This is a genomic window from Microcoleus sp. Pol14D4, from assembly GCF_036701245.1.
Taxonomy (GTDB): Bacteria; Cyanobacteriota; Cyanobacteriia; order Cyanobacteriales; family Microcoleaceae; genus Microcoleus.
Map to the genome: position 1 here is coordinate 1 of NZ_JAUBQM010000105.1, position 17365 is coordinate 17365.

Annotated in this window: 8 protein-coding genes; 5 read left to right on the forward strand and 3 right to left on the reverse strand. The window is 46.0% G+C overall.

From position 1 onward, the window contains the following. Positions 1 to 793 precede the first annotated feature (793 nt). Positions 794 to 895, forward strand: coding sequence for an element excision factor XisI family protein (locus QUA33_RS25290; RefSeq protein WP_333152179.1), 102 nt, complete (start codon positions 794 to 796; stop codon positions 893 to 895). Between the two features lie 177 nt (positions 896 to 1072). On the opposite strand, the gene QUA33_RS25295 is transcribed toward QUA33_RS25290, so the two are convergent. The 3 genes from QUA33_RS25295 to QUA33_RS25305 all read right to left on the reverse strand — a co-directional run bounded on the left by QUA33_RS25295 (position 1073) and on the right by QUA33_RS25305 (position 7688). Then, complete coding sequence (locus tag QUA33_RS25295; protein ID WP_333152167.1) at positions 1073 to 3787, reverse strand: CHAT domain-containing protein; 2715 nt, start codon at positions 3785 to 3787, stop codon at positions 1073 to 1075. Between the two features lie 337 nt (positions 3788 to 4124). After that, complete coding sequence (locus QUA33_RS25300; protein WP_333152168.1) at positions 4125 to 5600, reverse strand: hypothetical protein; 1476 nt, start codon at positions 5598 to 5600, stop codon at positions 4125 to 4127. A gap of 405 nt (positions 5601 to 6005) precedes the next feature. Then, complete coding sequence (locus tag QUA33_RS25305; RefSeq protein WP_333152170.1) at positions 6006 to 7688, reverse strand: M10 family metallopeptidase; 1683 nt, start codon at positions 7686 to 7688, stop codon at positions 6006 to 6008. Positions 7689 to 8238: 550 nt separating this feature from the next. Here QUA33_RS25305 and QUA33_RS25310 point away from each other — a divergent pair. The 4 genes from QUA33_RS25310 to QUA33_RS25325 all read left to right on the forward strand — a co-directional run bounded on the left by QUA33_RS25310 (position 8239) and on the right by QUA33_RS25325 (position 17026). After that, positions 8239 to 12213: a two-partner secretion domain-containing protein gene (locus tag QUA33_RS25310; RefSeq protein ID WP_333152172.1), complete on the forward strand. Its 3975-nt coding sequence runs from the start codon at positions 8239 to 8241 to the stop codon at positions 12211 to 12213. Between the two features lie 15 nt (positions 12214 to 12228). Beyond that, positions 12229 to 13962 (forward strand): ShlB/FhaC/HecB family hemolysin secretion/activation protein, encoded by a 1734-nt coding sequence (locus tag QUA33_RS25315; RefSeq protein ID WP_333152175.1) that lies wholly within the window; start codon positions 12229 to 12231, stop codon positions 13960 to 13962. Positions 13963 to 14365: 403 nt separating this feature from the next. Then, positions 14366 to 15037 (forward strand): response regulator transcription factor, encoded by a 672-nt coding sequence (locus QUA33_RS25320; protein WP_333078925.1) that lies wholly within the window; start codon positions 14366 to 14368, stop codon positions 15035 to 15037. 24 nt (positions 15038 to 15061) lie between these two features. Further along, positions 15062 to 17026: a CHASE2 domain-containing protein gene (locus QUA33_RS25325; RefSeq protein ID WP_333152177.1), complete on the forward strand. Its 1965-nt coding sequence runs from the start codon at positions 15062 to 15064 to the stop codon at positions 17024 to 17026. The last annotated feature ends 339 nt before the right edge of the window (positions 17027 to 17365 follow it).

Here is a 17365-nt window from a genome sequence, read left to right on the forward strand (position 1 = left end):
AATTTAACCGGCTTCTCAATTCACTTATCATAGACCTTTAGTTTTGTCAAGTCCGAATACTGAACTGACGCCCTAGGTGATGAGTAACCGGCAGTCAAATCGGGTTGCGATTCGTAACCGGAGTTGTTATAGCCGGAATTAGGTTCCATCGATGAATTGTGCATGGTTTTTCTTAGTTTATGTGGTGAATAGTTTTAACTTAAATCGCATCTAGTTTTCGCAACTTCATCCCTGTGAGCGATTTCGTTCAGTAAAAATTACCCCCTCCATTTGGAGGGGGCAGTTCTATGGTGGAACTATGATAAATTTTGCGATCGCCCGCAGCGAAGAATTAGGATACCAAGGGAGAATAGGCTTGTACGCATTGAGGAGTGCGCTAGTATTTTATAGAAAATTGAGAGTGGGGTTGCTAGACTGGGGTCCAGATCCTGAAGAAGCCGAGAATCTTAATTACTTTGAAACATTAAGGACAGAAATATGAGTAAATAAATTCCCTCCGAGTCTCAATCCACAATAAATGATATAACCCACCACCAGCGTTTGATGGAACTGGTAGAAGCTGAAGATGCAGCTAACGGACAAGTTGGCTGCGGCCGGAAGTTAGGATAAGCTGATACGCATTTAAATTGGAATTTTTGAAGCCTAGACTCCTTGCACCCTGGCTTTCAGGCAAAAAATTTAAATGTTGAACAGCTTATCGACCTTCAGTTTATTTAAAAACCTGCGACATCAATATATCCGATGAAAAGTTAAGAAGCTTGTTAAGGGAATATTTAGGTCATTTGAGGAAGGTATTGCAACCGATTTACTGCAAGCGGGGGTGTCTCGTGAAGATATTGTCCTCGCCTTTCATCCACCGCGTTTGCGTCAGTTTACGGAATTTGCAACCGCGTAACGCGATCGCTTTTAGAGAAAGCATCGCATATCGCGCATCAAGAGCGAGCGCGATCTAATTCGCCGCCAACAAGCCCGACATATTTAGCACTTTTCCTGACCTGATTTTTACCTGCTTGCCAACTTTCATTCATTGTTGTACAGAGGGTTTTAATACAGTAACAATGCTCTTTTCTTTCTATAGCCAGTTACCGATAAGGATAAAGGAGGCCCACTTAGCGGGGTGTATATTCTTGTTTCGATCGATCAGCGCCTTCTGTGCTTCCTTTAGGGCTTCTGCTTTGCTCATTTGCGATCGCAAGTTATCGTAAAACTCAGCGACTAATTCTTGTGTAAAAGCATCGTCAACATACCAAAGAGAAGCCAAAGCACTTTTGACGCCTGCTTGCACCGTAATGCCAGCCATACCCAGTGTCGCGCGGTCATCTCCTATACCCGTTTGACAAGCCGTGAGTGCGAGCAACTCCACTGGCTCTGTACCTTTACTAAAGCGGCGAATATCACTCTCTAGCTGAGTAATTGTAATTTTCTCATTATTACCCGTGACTAGAAAGCTATCTTCTGGAAGAGTGCCAAATTGACCGTGAGTGGCAACGTGAATAATCGGGTAAACCGTTTGTTTAAGTTCTTGCTCTAAGCTCTCAGGAGTAAATTGTTCGTCCAAGAGTTTCTTGCTACCTGGAAATAGCTTTATAACTCGATCTATTTCATCAGTGACATTTGCCAAAGCCTTAAAATTTTCACCATCAACGGTAGCAGCTTCGGTTAAGCCCAAAGCTAGCGTCCGCAGACTTGGAAAATTTAGGGGTTTAGGAGATGTCAAGCGCAAACCGGGAGTCGTAGCAATGGCGTATTTCTGAACTAGAAATTCTTCACCATTGTGGAGCGCAGCCATCGGTACGCTGCGTAATAGCCCATCTTGGATGAAAACGAGAGTTTTAATTTTTGTTGGTGTTAAATCGGAGGCGAAAGGGCGAATCAGCAAGTTATATAGATTTTGTGCTGGTGTTAAAAAAGCGTCAGTAGGATCGTAAAATTTCTGAATTTCTATACTAAATTTTTTGATTTCTTCTGTAAGTTTTTTACTATCGTTTATCCAGACTAGCCGTTTAAATCTTTTTTCAGTATTTGGCTTTCCCTTCTCGTCAGAGTTGGGTAAACTCACTACAATCGCCGTTCGATCGTCCAAAATTATAGAACTAAAGACAGCAGTGTCTTCTCTTTCTAAGTCATCAACTCGTTCCGGCTCAAAAACGGTAAAGACACACTCATTGCCGAAGTAATTTTGCAATTCTGCTAGTTTCAAAGAATCAATCGCGTTGAGTGCAGAATCGAGCTCTTTTTGGTATTCAACACTTGCAATAGGTAGCGCTTCAGCACGCTCTAGTTTTAACTGAGCAAACTCGCGGTAGAGAGGAGTAATCGTATCCCGAAAGCTAAATTGCAAGTCTCGCTGGGTAATTAACAGATTGTCTCGAATACCTCCCTCACCTTCTAAAGTTGCGATCGCGCGTTCGTAAGCAGCAATTGCCTCAGATGCTTTCCCCTGCGCCTTAAATATTCGTCCCGCCTGCCACTCCCACAAATAAAGACTATCTTTAGCACGTAAGTTTTGGTCGGCTGCCAATCTTGCCTGTTTGGTAAAATCTAAGGCTTTATTGTAGTCTTTGCGGCATTCGTAGAGATGACCTAGTTTACCTAACGCAAATGATTCCGAGCGAGAATCTTTAATGCCTCGAGCAATATAAACAGCTTTTTGCAGGAGTTCTTCTGCCTGCAATTCGTTGAGTTTTCGCGGCTGACATTGAGCTTGAGATGAAGTATAATTAATAGAATCAACAGGTTGTTCTATTTCGGCTAGATCGATCGCTGCATAGACTTTATTGGGAGAATCAGGGATGATATTAAGTAGAGTTAGAGCTTCTTGCAATGCTTGATCCGCCTTATTAGTGCGATCGGGTAACTTAAAATATTTCGATCGGTAATAAAGTTGAATCAAATTGAGAAGCGATCGCATTTGACTCGATCGATCATTTTGAGTGCGACTCTGTTCGAGACTGATCTCGAAATAACTATCAGCTTTTGTGTAATTAGCAGCAGATTCTTTAATGAATTCATTAGCTTTATTTTCTGCATTTCTGGACTTAGCAGAATCAGCACGCTGCTCGTTGAGTTGAGCTTTACTAAAGTAAGTATTACCGAGACTATTAAGCACTGATGCGCGATAAACTGGGGGGTTAATCTCCCCGACAATCTTTAAGCTAGCCTCTAGAGTTTCAATGGCTCGATCGTACTTTCCTGTGAGGCGATAGGCTTCTCCCAAACTTCCCAAAGCCGCCGCTTCTCCCTGGCGATCTCTAAATTTTTCGGCAATTTGCAAAGCACTTCCTTCACTTTTGGGGCAAATTTCATCAGCCTCAGAAGCACCGCATAAAAGCGAGATCGCTTCTCTATTTTGCCCCAAACGGCTGTAGGTTTGAGCGAGTTCTGTGAGTAACCGTCCCACCTTCACGAAATCTCCAGAGGAACGATAGTTGGCGATCGCACCTTTCCAATAATCGATCGCTTCGCTGAATTGACCGGTTTGTTGATAAGCTATGGCTAGTTTTTCTCGAACGATCGCCTCGTTAGCACGGTTGTTAGTGCTTTGATAGGCGGTTAAGGCGGTTTGCCAAAGTACGATCGCGCCTTGCACGTCTCCTGTTTTATATCGTTCGATTCCTTGTTGTACGATTTGGCTGGGATTGGCAGACTGTGCGGTTGCTACTTCTGTCCATCTTAGTTGTAAAGGATTAAAAGAAACATGACTCAGCCACAGACAAATGGTGAGACTGGTTAGGAATAAAATTACCAGAACATGGCGGACACAGAATCGGCGGTGTCGGCTTGGCATAGAAGTAAGATATGGTAGGTTCTTTTCAAGATTTTAGACGAAGCTTTACTCACCTCTTGCAGTATTCTCGATTTTACTACCTAACCAGCCTCGAATTTAAACTCCGCTCTAGCTTTTGTTTGCAATTAAGGCGTTGCTGATTTAGGGTATGAAGGGCTAAATAAACCCGTCATAGAAACCAGTATCGACAAAGCTTGGGGATTTTCAACTTATTTTTTTCATATCCTGGTTAAGCAACGCCGATGTACGTGGAAATCTGGGGTTCTGAGACACTTTTTCCCCGCTCCTTAGCCAATGGTAGCCAGCACTAACGATCGCAAACTGTGGGGATGTGCTATTATCGCTTTGGTCGGGTAGAGGCTCGGTTTTTGAGCTGTGGCGGTGTCTTGTCGCTATAGGTAAATGGTAGCCATCTCTTGCTCTTTAATCTCTCCTCTAACCATTTGGGTTTCTCGCTAAACGAGATCGACATCGTACCATCTGGAGCAACGCGATACAGCCATTTTGCCCCCGGACAAATAGACGACTTCATATCGGGAACCGATGGCGGCCATTTTCCCGTTTTGGCTGCTAATGCTTTGACTTGCAAAATGTTCTGAGTCAGTTCCAAATCCAGCATAGACTTGGCTGCTTTACTGGTTTGGTTGGGAAAACTTGTAGATGTCCTATCGATATAATTCCACCACGCGGAGTCATCTAGCGTGAATGAATCAGAAGCGCAAACATTCTGCTGGCGAGATGCTGCAAGCGATCGTTTATAGGCGTGATAAGTATCGATCGCACAAAAGCGAACATAAAGTTCGATCACCGGCTTGAACCACACCAGGACATGAGATAAAGTCCAGTTTAAGATTTTTTCTTGTAAAGTTTGGGGATCGTATGGGAACCTAAATGGTACAAATATTCCCACCAAATCATAAGCCCCTGATGGTTCTTGTATCGAAGACCCGGAGTATTTCCAAACGAGGTTTTGCCAAACTTTGAACTGAAACAAATATTCTCCCTGCAAGGATGTTAATAGCGATTCTCGGTAATCGTGTTCCAGCGAGCGCTGCTGCCACTGGGCTGGAAGGCTATCGGCTTTCCGCATTACCCCTGCTGGATATTTAGTCACAAACGAAGCCACAAGTTGAGGCAGGAAGAGGGGGCTTTCTGTTAAAGGCTGGTTGATTTTCCAGGATACTTCCAGCATTTCTGCTGCTGCTTCCGTCTGACCTTTACGGTATTTTTCTAGAATGTCTAGGGCTAAAACTTGTTGGAAAGTAGCCTGCCCTAAATAATTGGGTATGAGAACCATAAAATCTCCTTCCAGAATCCTGCTAATATCTGTTCCCCAGTGCGGCACTTCATTATTTAAAACCTGCTGGCGAAGTTCTGCTAAAGCCGTTTGCCGGGAGGCGAGATAGCGCTGTAATTTCTCTGAAGGTGGATTTACGGTATTGTTTGGTTTGGCAAGCTCAGCGTCTAGGTACTGCTTTAATTCTGGTCTGATTTCTTCAAATGCCTTTCGATCGTCCTCTGAAGGCTTAAAATCAGCCCTAGACTTGATGGAGCGATCGACAGAAGAGAAAGTTGCCCCTCCATCGAACCCCACTTTAGCGAGGGAGGCTGCCAGTTTCAACGCCGCATCATTCGGCTCAGTTTTGGGAAACCGTTGGGCAAATGCTGCTAAATCCTGCTCGATTTCTTTTTCTTGCACAGAGGCGATATAGTTGCCACCTACAATCCAAACTGCTAGCAATCCCGCCAACCCAACAGCCGAACCACCTAGAAATTTGAGGTTCCGTCTGAACGATAGGTTTTGAATGTCCATAAACTCCTCCTTCGCGCGAGTACACTTGAAAATGAGGCGTTGCTGAATACAAGTATGAATTCAAGTTTTCGGAATGGCTATAAGCCAAGTAGAGCGAGTTTTGTAACATCAAGCGAAAAGTTTATTCATACGCCAGAATCAGCAACGCCGCAATTAACTACATTATTTATTTAGGTGGTGAAGAAAACCCTCAAGCGCTTGAAATTTGGTTGCTGACGTTAGCACAGCCCTCGAAAAGGATCGTTCGATCGAGTGCTTTTTAAGCGTAATCGACCATCAATTTGGTTTACGGGCGAAATCCGACAGCTAGGATGACGTAAGTACGTCGATAGCACCTTGACAGGGCGGGCATTGCCCACCCAACTTTAGCTCCTTCTTCTCATGTCTACCTATGATTAACCACCTCTAAACAATTGAAACAGAGCCAAGCGTATAATTCTTGAGGAAAATGAGGGAGTCATTTGCAGAATTGAATCCAGCCACTGCGTCATTGAAAGCGATGAAGGTTCCGGCTATACCAGAAACTGTAAATGCTTCAGCACTGTTGGCTGTAAACACACCACTGGTTAGTAAAGTAGAGATAGCTGCTTCACTCAAACTAGCTGCATTACCAACAGAGGTAGTGAGTGTTGCTGGAACTATATAACTAGGAGCATCAATTTGGTCACCCATAGAGTAGTCAGTAATCACATCATAGTTGGCTAACAAGGATTGACTGAGAGCCGTGTAGGTAAATCGATCGCTCCCACTCTCACCAGTTAAGATATCTTTGCCATTGCCACCCACGAGAGAGTCATTGCCATCCCCACCATTAAGGGTGTCATTGCCAGCCCCACCATTAAGGGTGTCATTACCAGACTCGCCGATTAAAGAGTCATTGCCAGCCCCACCGTTGAGAATGTTATTGAACTCATTGCCAGTAATCAGATCGGCAAAAGCAGAACCATCGGCATTCTCAATTATTGCACCATTAGCAATAGTAAATCCGCCAAAAATGCCCTTGGCAGAAGAGATATAACCACCAGCACCTGCCCCATCTACATCAGCATTGAGCGAGGCATCATTGAGATCGATCTTGACACCCGATAGTGCCCCCACACCACTAATAGTATCAATTCCGCCAGCATCCCAAATACAGGAATAATAGGTACCTGATTGGTTGGCAGTGGGCAGGAAGTATGTGTCGTTACCAGTTTTGTAGCTGTTGTTTGCCCCATAAAGATACTGAATAGCAGCAATATCAAACGCCATAGGTGTGCCTTGATAGCCGTAGTCCCGTGTACCTGGATCGCCACCACTGTAAACTAGCCCATCATTGTAGGACATGGTGGTGTAAACGCCCTGGTTCAAGCCATACTCCCCTGTATCACCAAAGGCGGCGGTAACTCCTGGATAAATTGATGAACCGCCTGCATTGTCATGGGGGTGAGCCAGCCCTAATCCATGTCCAAGTTCATGAATTAAAGTGGTGAAGTTAAAGTTACCTTGCGCTATTCCATTAGTATTCCAACCCCCTCCTTCCCTGTTGAAATAGCCAATTCCCTGTCCATCTGTTCCAGGAGGACAGAACATTCCTAAGTTATCATCCGCATCGGCATTACCCACATTATAGAAGCCAAGGGTAGCTGATTCATTATTGTCCCCAGCATTCACAAATTGAATATTGGCAACCGCTGACCAACTGTTTAAAGCGTTTACCATAGAAGCTTTTTCCCCTGAAAACCAGTCATAGGGGTTTTGGGCGATGTCGTCGTAGTAGGCGTCATCAAAACTGGCAGTTTGGGAATTCCAGAAAGAGTAATCAATCGTTGTTGTTGACGATGAACCTGATGTCCAATTATTTCCACCCCAGAGAATGCCATCAATGTAGACATTGCCTGTGAAACCCTTATTGCCAACAGGCAAAATAGCACTTTCTGAAATCTGGGATAGTGTGCCTCCACGAGCATCTGCAACACCTTTGCTATTAAGGTCTGCCTGGAATGCAATATCAGTTGGGATGGTCGCGATGGGTTTGACCTCCAACTCATTTTCAATGTAAGGACTTATAGAAGAAGTTGTTTTTCCAAAAGTTATTTCAGAAGGCATAGTTGGTTGCTCCTAATAATTTCATCTGCGTGATTTATAGGATAGGAGGTCAAATAGAAAGAACGCATTAACGTTCTGTGCCAACTTAATGACATAACCCAACTAATAAAAATACATACTTGTGCAGGCAAGCTTGCATAAGCCTGCAATGTTAGCGGGACATTATCGCGCTGATACTCTGAAGGCATCAACGACTGTAAGGTGTAGGCTCGCTTGCTGGGCACGGGCAAGAATTGTTTGCATTTTTCTTGCTTTTCTCAATGCAATCGCAGAGAATTCGTATATGGAGTGCTTAGTCTCCCAGAATTGCCTTATTTATAGGGCTAGAAAAATTCTGAATTTAGACGATTCATTATTCATAATTAAAAATGGTTTAGAGACCCCCACTTCTTAAGCAGCTTACGTTTAGGTGGGGTTTAAAAGCGAACTTAAGCTTTCAGCTCGAAATTTATTTGGAGGCTGTTTATCGGGTATGTACAAGATGTGAGTTAAGGCCACTCAAAAAGAAACTATAGTGATAGATTTATCAATATGTTTTAGAAACCAACCTATGATTGCTAAAAGCTGGTTCGATCGGTGTTGGCAGTGGCAGATTGGGGGTTGCGTCGCCATATTTGGGACACTCCTCGTAGGAGGGGGCGATCGCGCTAACGCCCAAATCGTGCCTGACAATACGCTAGGTGCTGAAAGTTCTGTCGTTACACCCGATGTTATCAAGGGTATTCAAGGCGATCGCATTGATGGTGGCGCAATACGAGGCGCTAATCTGTTCCACAGTTTTGAACAATTGAGTGTTTTAGAAGGAAGAGGCGCTTATTTCACCAATCCAGCAGGGATATTAAACATTCTCTCGCGCGTAACCGGGGCGAACCGTTCAAAAATTAATGGCAGGTTGGGAGTTGATGGCAATGCTAATTTGTTTTTGATTAATCCAAACGGCATTGTGTTCGGGCCATCTGCCAGTTTGGACGTGCAGGGTTCATTTTTGGCAACGACAGCGAATGCCGTTAAGTTAGGGGATACCGGACTATTTAGCGCTTCACAACCGAGTTCGAGTAATTTACTCAGCGTCAGTCCCTCAGCTTTGTGGTTTAATGCCGTTGCTGCTCAACCCATTGTTAATAGATCGCAAGCACCAAGTTTAATCGATCAACCTAACTCAGGAGGTCTTCCCCGAGGGCTACAGGTGCAACCGGGTCGAACTTTAGCGTTAGTTGGTGGAGATGTACTCCTAGATTCCGGGAGACTGACAGCAGCCGGAGGACGCATTGAACTCGGCAGTGTGGCCCGAGTGGGAGAAGTAAGTTTGAGTTCTAGTGGGAACGGCTTTGCCCTAGGCTATGACTCGATTAATAATTTTGGCAATATTTCATTATCAAACGGGGCATCTGTGAATGCCAGTGGTGAAGGAGGCGGTGACATTCAGATTCGCGGTGGGCAGTTTTCGATGACACAAAGCTCGTATATTTTCGCTAACACCTGGGGGGCACAAAATGGCAAACAGGTACTGGTACGCGCAACAGAGGTTGAGCTGAGGGACGCTTCATACCTGACGGCTGATGTGGGAACCACAGGAACGGGAACTGGAGGAGACATAAGAATTGACACGGGGCGCTTGCTGGTGCGCGATGGGGCACGGGTATCAGCCTCTAGTGACGGTTCAGGCAAGAGGGGCAACTTGCAGATTACGGCAACAGATTCGGTTGAGGTGAGTGGGAACTCAGCCAATGGTGGGATTCCCAGTGTCTTGGTTACTGGGGGTAATGGGGGTGGGGATGGGGATGCAGGGAATTTGAGGATTGACACGGGGCGTTTGCTAGTGCGCGATGGGGCGCTGGTATCAACCAGTACTTTCGATTCAGGCAACGGTGGCAACTTGCAGATTACGGCAACAGATTCGGTTGAGGTGAGTGGGACCTCAGTCACTGGTCAGTTTGGCAGTAGCTTGTCTACTTCTGGGACTAGGGGTGGAGGGAATTTGAGCATTAACACGCGGCGCTTGCTGGTGCGCGATAGGGGAGAGGTATCAGTCTATACTGGAAGTTCAGGCAAGAGTGGCAGCTTGCAGATTACGGCTGCTGATTCAATCGAGGTGATTGGAGAATCAACAGCCAATGGTTCCTATAACAGTCGCTTGGTTGATCAGAGTAGTAGGTTAGGGAGTGGGGGGGGGGATGCAGGGGAGTTGAGCATTAACACACGGCGCTTGCTGGTGCGCGATGGGGCAGAGGTATCAGTCGCTACTTTCGGTTCGGCCAAGGGCGGCAGCTTGCAGATTATGGCAACAGATTCGGTTGAGGTGATTGGTAGCTCAGCCAATGGTCAGTTTGTCAGTGTCTTGTCGGCTCAGAGTCAAGGGAGTGGGGATGCAGGGAATTTGAGGATTGACACGGGTCGCTTGCGGGTGCGCGATGGGGCACGGGTATCAGCCGATACTAGCGGTTCAGGCAAGGGTGGCAGCTTGCAGATTATGGCAACAGATTTGGTTGAGGTGATTGGTAGCTCAGCCGATGGTCGGTTTATAAGTGGCTTGTTTACTGAGAGTCAAAGGAGTGGGGATGCAGGGAGTTTGAGGATTGACGCGGGGCGCTTGCTGGTAAGTGATGGGGCGGTGGTATCAGCCACTACTTTCGGTTCGGGCAAGGGTGGCAGCTTGGAGATTAAGGCAACAGATTCGGTTGAGGTGATTGGTACCTCAGCCAGTGGTCAGTTTGGCAGTGGCTTGTTTACTTCTAGTCAAGGGAGTGGGGATGCAGGGAATTTGAGGATTGACACGGGGCGCTTGCTGGTGCGCGATCGGGCACGGGTATCAACCGGTACTATAGCTTCAGGCAAGGGTGGCAGCTTGGAGATTAAGGCAACAGATTCGGTTGAGGTGATTGGTAGATCGGTCGATGGTCAATTGGCCAGTGGCTTGTTTACTTCTAGTCAAGGGAGTGGGGATGCAGGGAATTTGAGCATTAACACGGGGCGCTTGCTGGTGCGCGATGGGGCACAAGTACAATCCGGTACTGTCAGTGAGGGCAACGGTGGCAGCTTGCAGATTGCGGCAACAGATTCGGTTGAGGTGAGTGGAACCTCAGCCGATGGTCGGTTTGGCAGTGGCTTGTCGGCTCAGAGTCAAGGGAGTGGGGATGCAGGGAATTTGAGCATTAACACGGGGCGCTTGCAGGTGAGCGATGGGGCAGCGGTATCAACCGCTACTAGAGGTTCAGGCAAGGGCGGCAGCTTGCAGATTACGGCAAGGGATTCGATCGAGCTGATGGGTAACTCAGCCAGTAGTCAGTTTGACCGTGGCTTGTTTACTTCTAGTGAAGGGAGTGGGGATGCAGGGAATTTGAGCATTAACACGGGGCGCTTGCAGGTGAGCGATGGGGCACAGGTATCAACCACTACTAGAGATTCAGGCAAGGGCGGCAGCTTGCAGATTACGGCAAGGGATTCGGTTGAGGTGATTGGGATCTCAGCCGATGGTCGGCTTGTCAGTGGCTTGTTGGCTCAGAGTTATGGGAGTAGGGATGCAGGGAATTTGAGCATTAACACGGGGCGTTTGCAGGTGAGCGATGGGGCGGTGGTATCAAGCGCTACTACAGGTCAAGGCAAGGGCGGCAGCTTGCAGATTACGGCAAGGAATTCGGTTGAGGTGATTGGTAGATCAGCCAATGGTCAGTTTCGCAGTGGCTTGTCTGCTGAGAGTCAAGGGAGTGGGGATGCAGGGAATTTGAGCATTAACACGGGGCGCTTGCAGGTGAGCGATGGGGCACGGGTATCCACCAGCAGCACGCGAGAAGGAACAGCAGGCAATATCAACATTACAGCCCGCGATACCCTAGAAGCTAACAATGGCACGATCGCAACTTCCGCCGAGCAATCTTCTGGGGGAAGTATCAACATCACAGCTCCCAATATTCGCCTATCGGGCAACAGTGACATCACCAGCCAGGTTAACTCTGGTGCAGGAGGCGGTGGCAACATAGACATAAAAGCTGACTCCATCCTCGCTTTCAACGACAGCGATATCCTCGCTTTTGCCCGTGATGGCAGAGGTGGAAATATCACCCTCAACACTCCTGTCTTCTTCGGCGAAAACTACACAAGAGCACGCCGCAGCACCGATCCTGCTACCCTCGAACGCAATAATCGAGTCGATATTAACGCCACTGGTAATCTTGCTTCGGGAAATATTGCCCTACCCAATACCACCTCGATCCAAAACAGTCTCACCGAGTTACCGGAAAATCGGATTGACACCGACAGACTTCTGGCCTCTAGCTGTATTGTCCGGCGTTCACGACCAACGAGGGGAAGTTTTACCGTCACAGGTACGGGTGGCTTACCGCAGCGCCCTGGAGATGTCCAAATGTCCGACTTTCCCACAGTAGATGTGGAAACTTTACCCAGCGACACCACATCCTCAAATACCAACCCAAATCGTTCTTGGCAAAAAGGCGATCCAATTGTAGAACCCCAAGGCGTGTATCGACTGCCGAATGGGAAACTTGTTATGAGTCGAGAATGTCGTTAATTCACTAACAAAAATATGTACCCAATCTTCAGGTGGGTTGCCATTTCAGGTTCAAGCATCGCGACATCAACTTGTTTTACCCTCAGTGCGATCGCCCAATCCGCACCGCCACCAGGTGTCACCATTCCCCCTAACGCACCAGACGCGATCGAACAAACGATTCCCAATCCCTCTTTTACACCCCGTCCTCTCCCCGATGAAACCCCTTCACCACCACCGGAACCCGAACTGCAAACTCCCCCAATTCAAGAGTCACCTGAAGTTACTTCCCCGTCGGGCGATCGCTTTTTTATCCAAAAAGTAGAAGTGCTGGGAAACACCGTCTTACAGGACGAAATTGCCAAATTAATTCAGCCTTACGAGAACCGTTCAGTCACGTTTGAAGAGTTGCTCGAACTGCGATCGGCGATTATTCAACTCTATATTAAAAACCGCTACATTACCTCTGGAGCCTTCCTACCCAACAATCAAGACCTCAGCAGCGGTACAGTCAAAATTCAAGTCGTAGAGGGCGAACTCGAACGGATTGAAATCGGTGGCTTAAATCGATTGCGAGAAGGATACGTGCGATCGCGCCTAGAACTTGCCACCTCTACCCCCTTAAACCAGCAACGCTTAGAAGAAGCTTTGCAACTGTTGCAACTCGATCCGCTGATCGAGAGGGTAAATGCCGAGTTAACCGCAGGCAGCACTCCGGGCCGCAATATCTTGCGAATCAATCTCAAAGAAGCGCCTGCCTTTCACAGTGCGATCGTACTGGATAACAACCAATCTCCCAGCATTGGTTCAGTCCAAGGCAGCGTACAAGTCAGTCATGATAATCTGTTAGGATTTGGCGATCGTGCTTCAGTCCAATACGGACGTACAGAAGGACTCGACCTCTACGACATCAACTATACAATCCCCGTGAACGCTCGTAACGGTGCCCTTAACTTCCGCTATAACAATGGCGATAGCCGAATTATAGAACGAGAGTTTCGGGATATCGGTATTAGAAGCGAGACTCAAACTTATTCCGTCAATTTCCGCCAGCCCATTACCAGAACACCGACCCGTGAATTTGCATTAAGCTTGGGTTTAGATCGCCGTCGCAGCCAAACGTATATCCTCAACGATCGGCCCTTTTCCTTCACAGAAGGCCCTGAAAAAGGCGAGTCTAAAGTTACAGTAATTCGGTTTTCTCAAGATTGGGTCGATCGGGGCAGAAGACGAGTCTTAGCGGCCCGTTCTCAATTCAGTCTAGGGATAGATGCCTTTGATGCAACTGTCAATAATACGGGTACTGACGGGCGATTCTTTTCCTGGTTGGGGCAATTTCAATTGGTGCAGCAGTTATCATCCAGAAATGTGCTAGTAGCGCGAATTGATGCTCAGCTAACTCCTAATTCTTTGCTACCTTTAGAACGCTTCAGTATTGGTGGAGTCGATACAGTTCGCGGCTACCGACAAAACCAACTCGTTGCCGACAATGGCATTCTGGGTTCAGTTGAAGTTCGCATTCCCCTCACGTCAGATACCAATACACTGCAGTTAGCGCCTTCTTTTGAAATCGGAACTGTCTGGAATAACCAAGATATTGACCCTGACCCAGCTACAATTGCCAGTTTAGGACTGGGTTTGCGATGGCAGATCGTTCCCGATTTATCGTTGCGCTTAGACTACGGCCTCCCCTTAATTTCAGTTGGCGATCGGGGAGACTCGCTGCAAGATAAGGGTATCTACTTTTCAGTACGCTATCAGCCGTTTTGAAGTAGGCTGTAGTAGTTTGCTAACCTAATTGCATATTTGTGCGATCGAGTTTGCACACTTGTGCAATATATTTTCTAGCGGATTTCTATATCATATAAAATGAAACCAATTTCATCACTTAAATCGACGATTTGTCTGACTTATACTAAATCCGCGTTTTCTACCACATTTATAATTAACCACAGAGAGCGCACAGAGTACAGAGAGAGAGAGAGAGTATAAAGGGGATACTAAACCCTGATTTGGTATCATTAACTAAAGCAAAAAACTTAAATAAACCTAAAAAAACGCGCTTTTTCGTAGTTATTTTGATAATACAAACATACTTGCCCCCATCAGCTCAAGCTAAATGCTTACTGGCTAAGGAATTACCAATTACCAATTACCAACTACGGTTTCAACAATGAGCCAAGATTTACCAGAGCCAAGCACACTCAAAATACTTGTAGTGGATGACCACGAACTAATCTTAAGCGGAACGATCGACTTGCTGAAACGGCACTACCCACAAGCCGAAATCCTTACCGCTAAAACAACCCAGAATGCTCTGCAACAGGTCGAAGCATTTGGGCCGGATTTAGTTATTATGGATCTTTCCCTACCAGAAACCTTCGGGCACACTGCCGAAATCAATCGAGGCATAAAAAGCCTGGGAACTTTAATGAAAAACTATCCCACCCTAAATTTGGTTGTGCAAAGCAGTTATGTCAAAGCACTGGTGCGGATTAAACCAGATATCGACGCTCATGAAGGAGGGTTTACCGTAGCTGACAAAGGACTTTCCAGTGAGGAGATGTTGAAGCGGATTGACTTAGCACTCAAAGGAGTTACCCATACCAAAGATTTGAAAATGCCACCAGGGGAAGTCAAGCCAGAGTGGCTTGAGGTACTCAATCTCGCTTTTGAAGAAGAATTGGAAGATAAAGGCATTGCCGATCGTATGAACCTATCCCTCAGAACAGTACGCCACTACTGGACAAAAGTTCAAGACGTTTTAGGCGTTTACCCGGAAGATGGCAAAAGTCTCCGCATTCAAACGGAAAAACGAGCTAGAGAAGAGGGGTTTATTGATTGATCTGTTTTGTTAAGGAAGAAACTATTGTTACGCACTATTTCGAGCAAAATTAGAAAAGAATTTACCATCGGGTCTAGAGGAATACTGCCAGGAATTGTTGCTATAGCTCTGATTGTACTTGTTCGTTTGAGTGGAGCGCTGCAATTGATAGAATGGGTGACTCTCGACTCGTTTCTGAGGCTGCGACCATCTGAACCTATCGACGAACGAATTGTGATTGTGGGAATTGATGAAGCCGATATCCAACGGATCGGGAATTACCCTATACCCGATCGTGAAATTGCCAAACTGTTAAGAAAGTTGCAGAAGTACCGACCCACAGTTATCGGTCTTGATATTGTTAGAGACCTACCCGTTGAACCCGGTCATGCCGAACTGGTTGCAGCTTTTAAAGATATCAAAAATCTGATATTGGTGGAAAAAGTTCTACCTATTTCTATTAAGCCACCCCCCGACTTACCCCCGGAAAAAATTGGTTTTATAGATTACCTTTCCGATGATGACGGCAAGGTCAGGCGTGCAATACTGGGAACAAAGAGACCGGAAAACAATGAAAAATACGCCTTTTCCCTGCCTTTGCGACTGGCAGAAACCTATCTCAAAGCTGAAGACATTGAACTGAGTGAGGGCATTCGCGATCGCGAGGCGATGCGGTTTGGTTCGACGCGGTTTGGTTGGACTGAACTTCCTCGCTTTTTTCCTAATTCTGGGGGCTACGCGGGCGCTGATGATTTTGGTGTTCAGTTACTGCTTAATTATCGCAACGGTCGAGAACGATTTCGCACGCTATCCCTTCAAGATATTAACGATATTGAAGCCGACAAAGGTAATCCTAATGGGCTGCGCGATACCTTTGGCGATCGCATTGTTCTAATTGGGATAACGGCTCCTAGTATTAAAGATTTTGTCAATACTTCTGCGATCGCTAATTTACAACCGCCTGGGAAAATTTATGGCGTAGAATTTCATGCCCATGTTACCAGCCAAATTATCAGTGCAGTTCTCGATGGACGACCCGTTTTAAAAACCTTGTCGCAGGGTTGGGAATATCTTTGGATTGTCGCTTGGGGCGTTTTAGCTATTTATCTCGGTCGGCTGACTCAATCTCCATTAAAAAACCTCGTATATGTTGCCGCTGCCAGTCTTGGGTTAGTTGGAATTAGTTATGCTTTCATCGTCGGGGGATGGTGGATTCCCGCAGCACCAGCTTTATTAGTTTTGGTGATTAATGGTGCCATCTTGAACACTTTCTATCAATACGATCGATTTTTAAGGTTTCAGATTGAGCTCCGCCAACACACTATTGAACGGACATTTGTTATAATTCATAATGGCCCTCTGCAAACACTAGCCAATATTTTAAGGCACGTTCAAGACCAGGATTTAGAACCAAATCAATTGCTCGAAGAACTGAAAAATCTGAACTGGGAAATCAGAGAAGTCGGCGAATACCTGAAACTCGAAGCTCTCGATCGAAATGAAAGCCTCCGTCTCGGCAGCGGTCTAATCCTAGACTTAAAGCTACCGATTCGCGACCTTCTCTATGAAGTCTACAGCCATACGCTACAGCGAAATTTTCCTTCTTTTAAAACGCTCAAAGTTAAAGCTTATTCGTTCGAGCCAATTGAAGAGCAATACTTAAGCCTGGAACAAAAGCGAGAACTCTGCCAATTTCTGGAAGAAGCACTGTGCAATGTCGGAAAACACGCTAAAAATTTGACCCGTCTCAGTGCTATTGGCAAGCAAAACAAAGGCTGGTACAGCCTAAGTATTAAAGATAATGGATCTAGCATTTGCTCTTCCTATGAAGGTCGAGGAACAAAGCAGTGTCTAAATCTCGCAAAAAAATTAAAAGGAAAATTTAAGCGAACCTGTCTCGGAGAGAAAGGGACTTTGTGTGAGTTAACTTGGCCCATTACGGAGACAAACTGGAATTTTGCTAGTATAAAACGTAACTTCACAACCAAGATTTTGAAAGGCAGGAGCTAGACCCCTCGTTATTGTGAACCTCACTTAAACGAGAATTGCTATATCCAAAACAGCCTCACCGAGTTACCCGAAAATTAGATTAATACAGAGGGTCAATAAGATTGCCGAGTTGTGCAATTATAACTACCTTAAAAAGCGACAGGAAATACAAACTCAAGCAATTAACTTGGCACAAGCTACTCTAGTTGGATCTAATCTATTTATTTATTATAGGACTAATACTCACACAGACGCCCTAAAAAACAAGGAGAAAAACAAAAAGGGCTGGGGGGGTGACAAAAAGGTCTACGAGATAGACTGTATAAGGGTTGCGGCCCGCATACCTTGTTGATAAAAGCG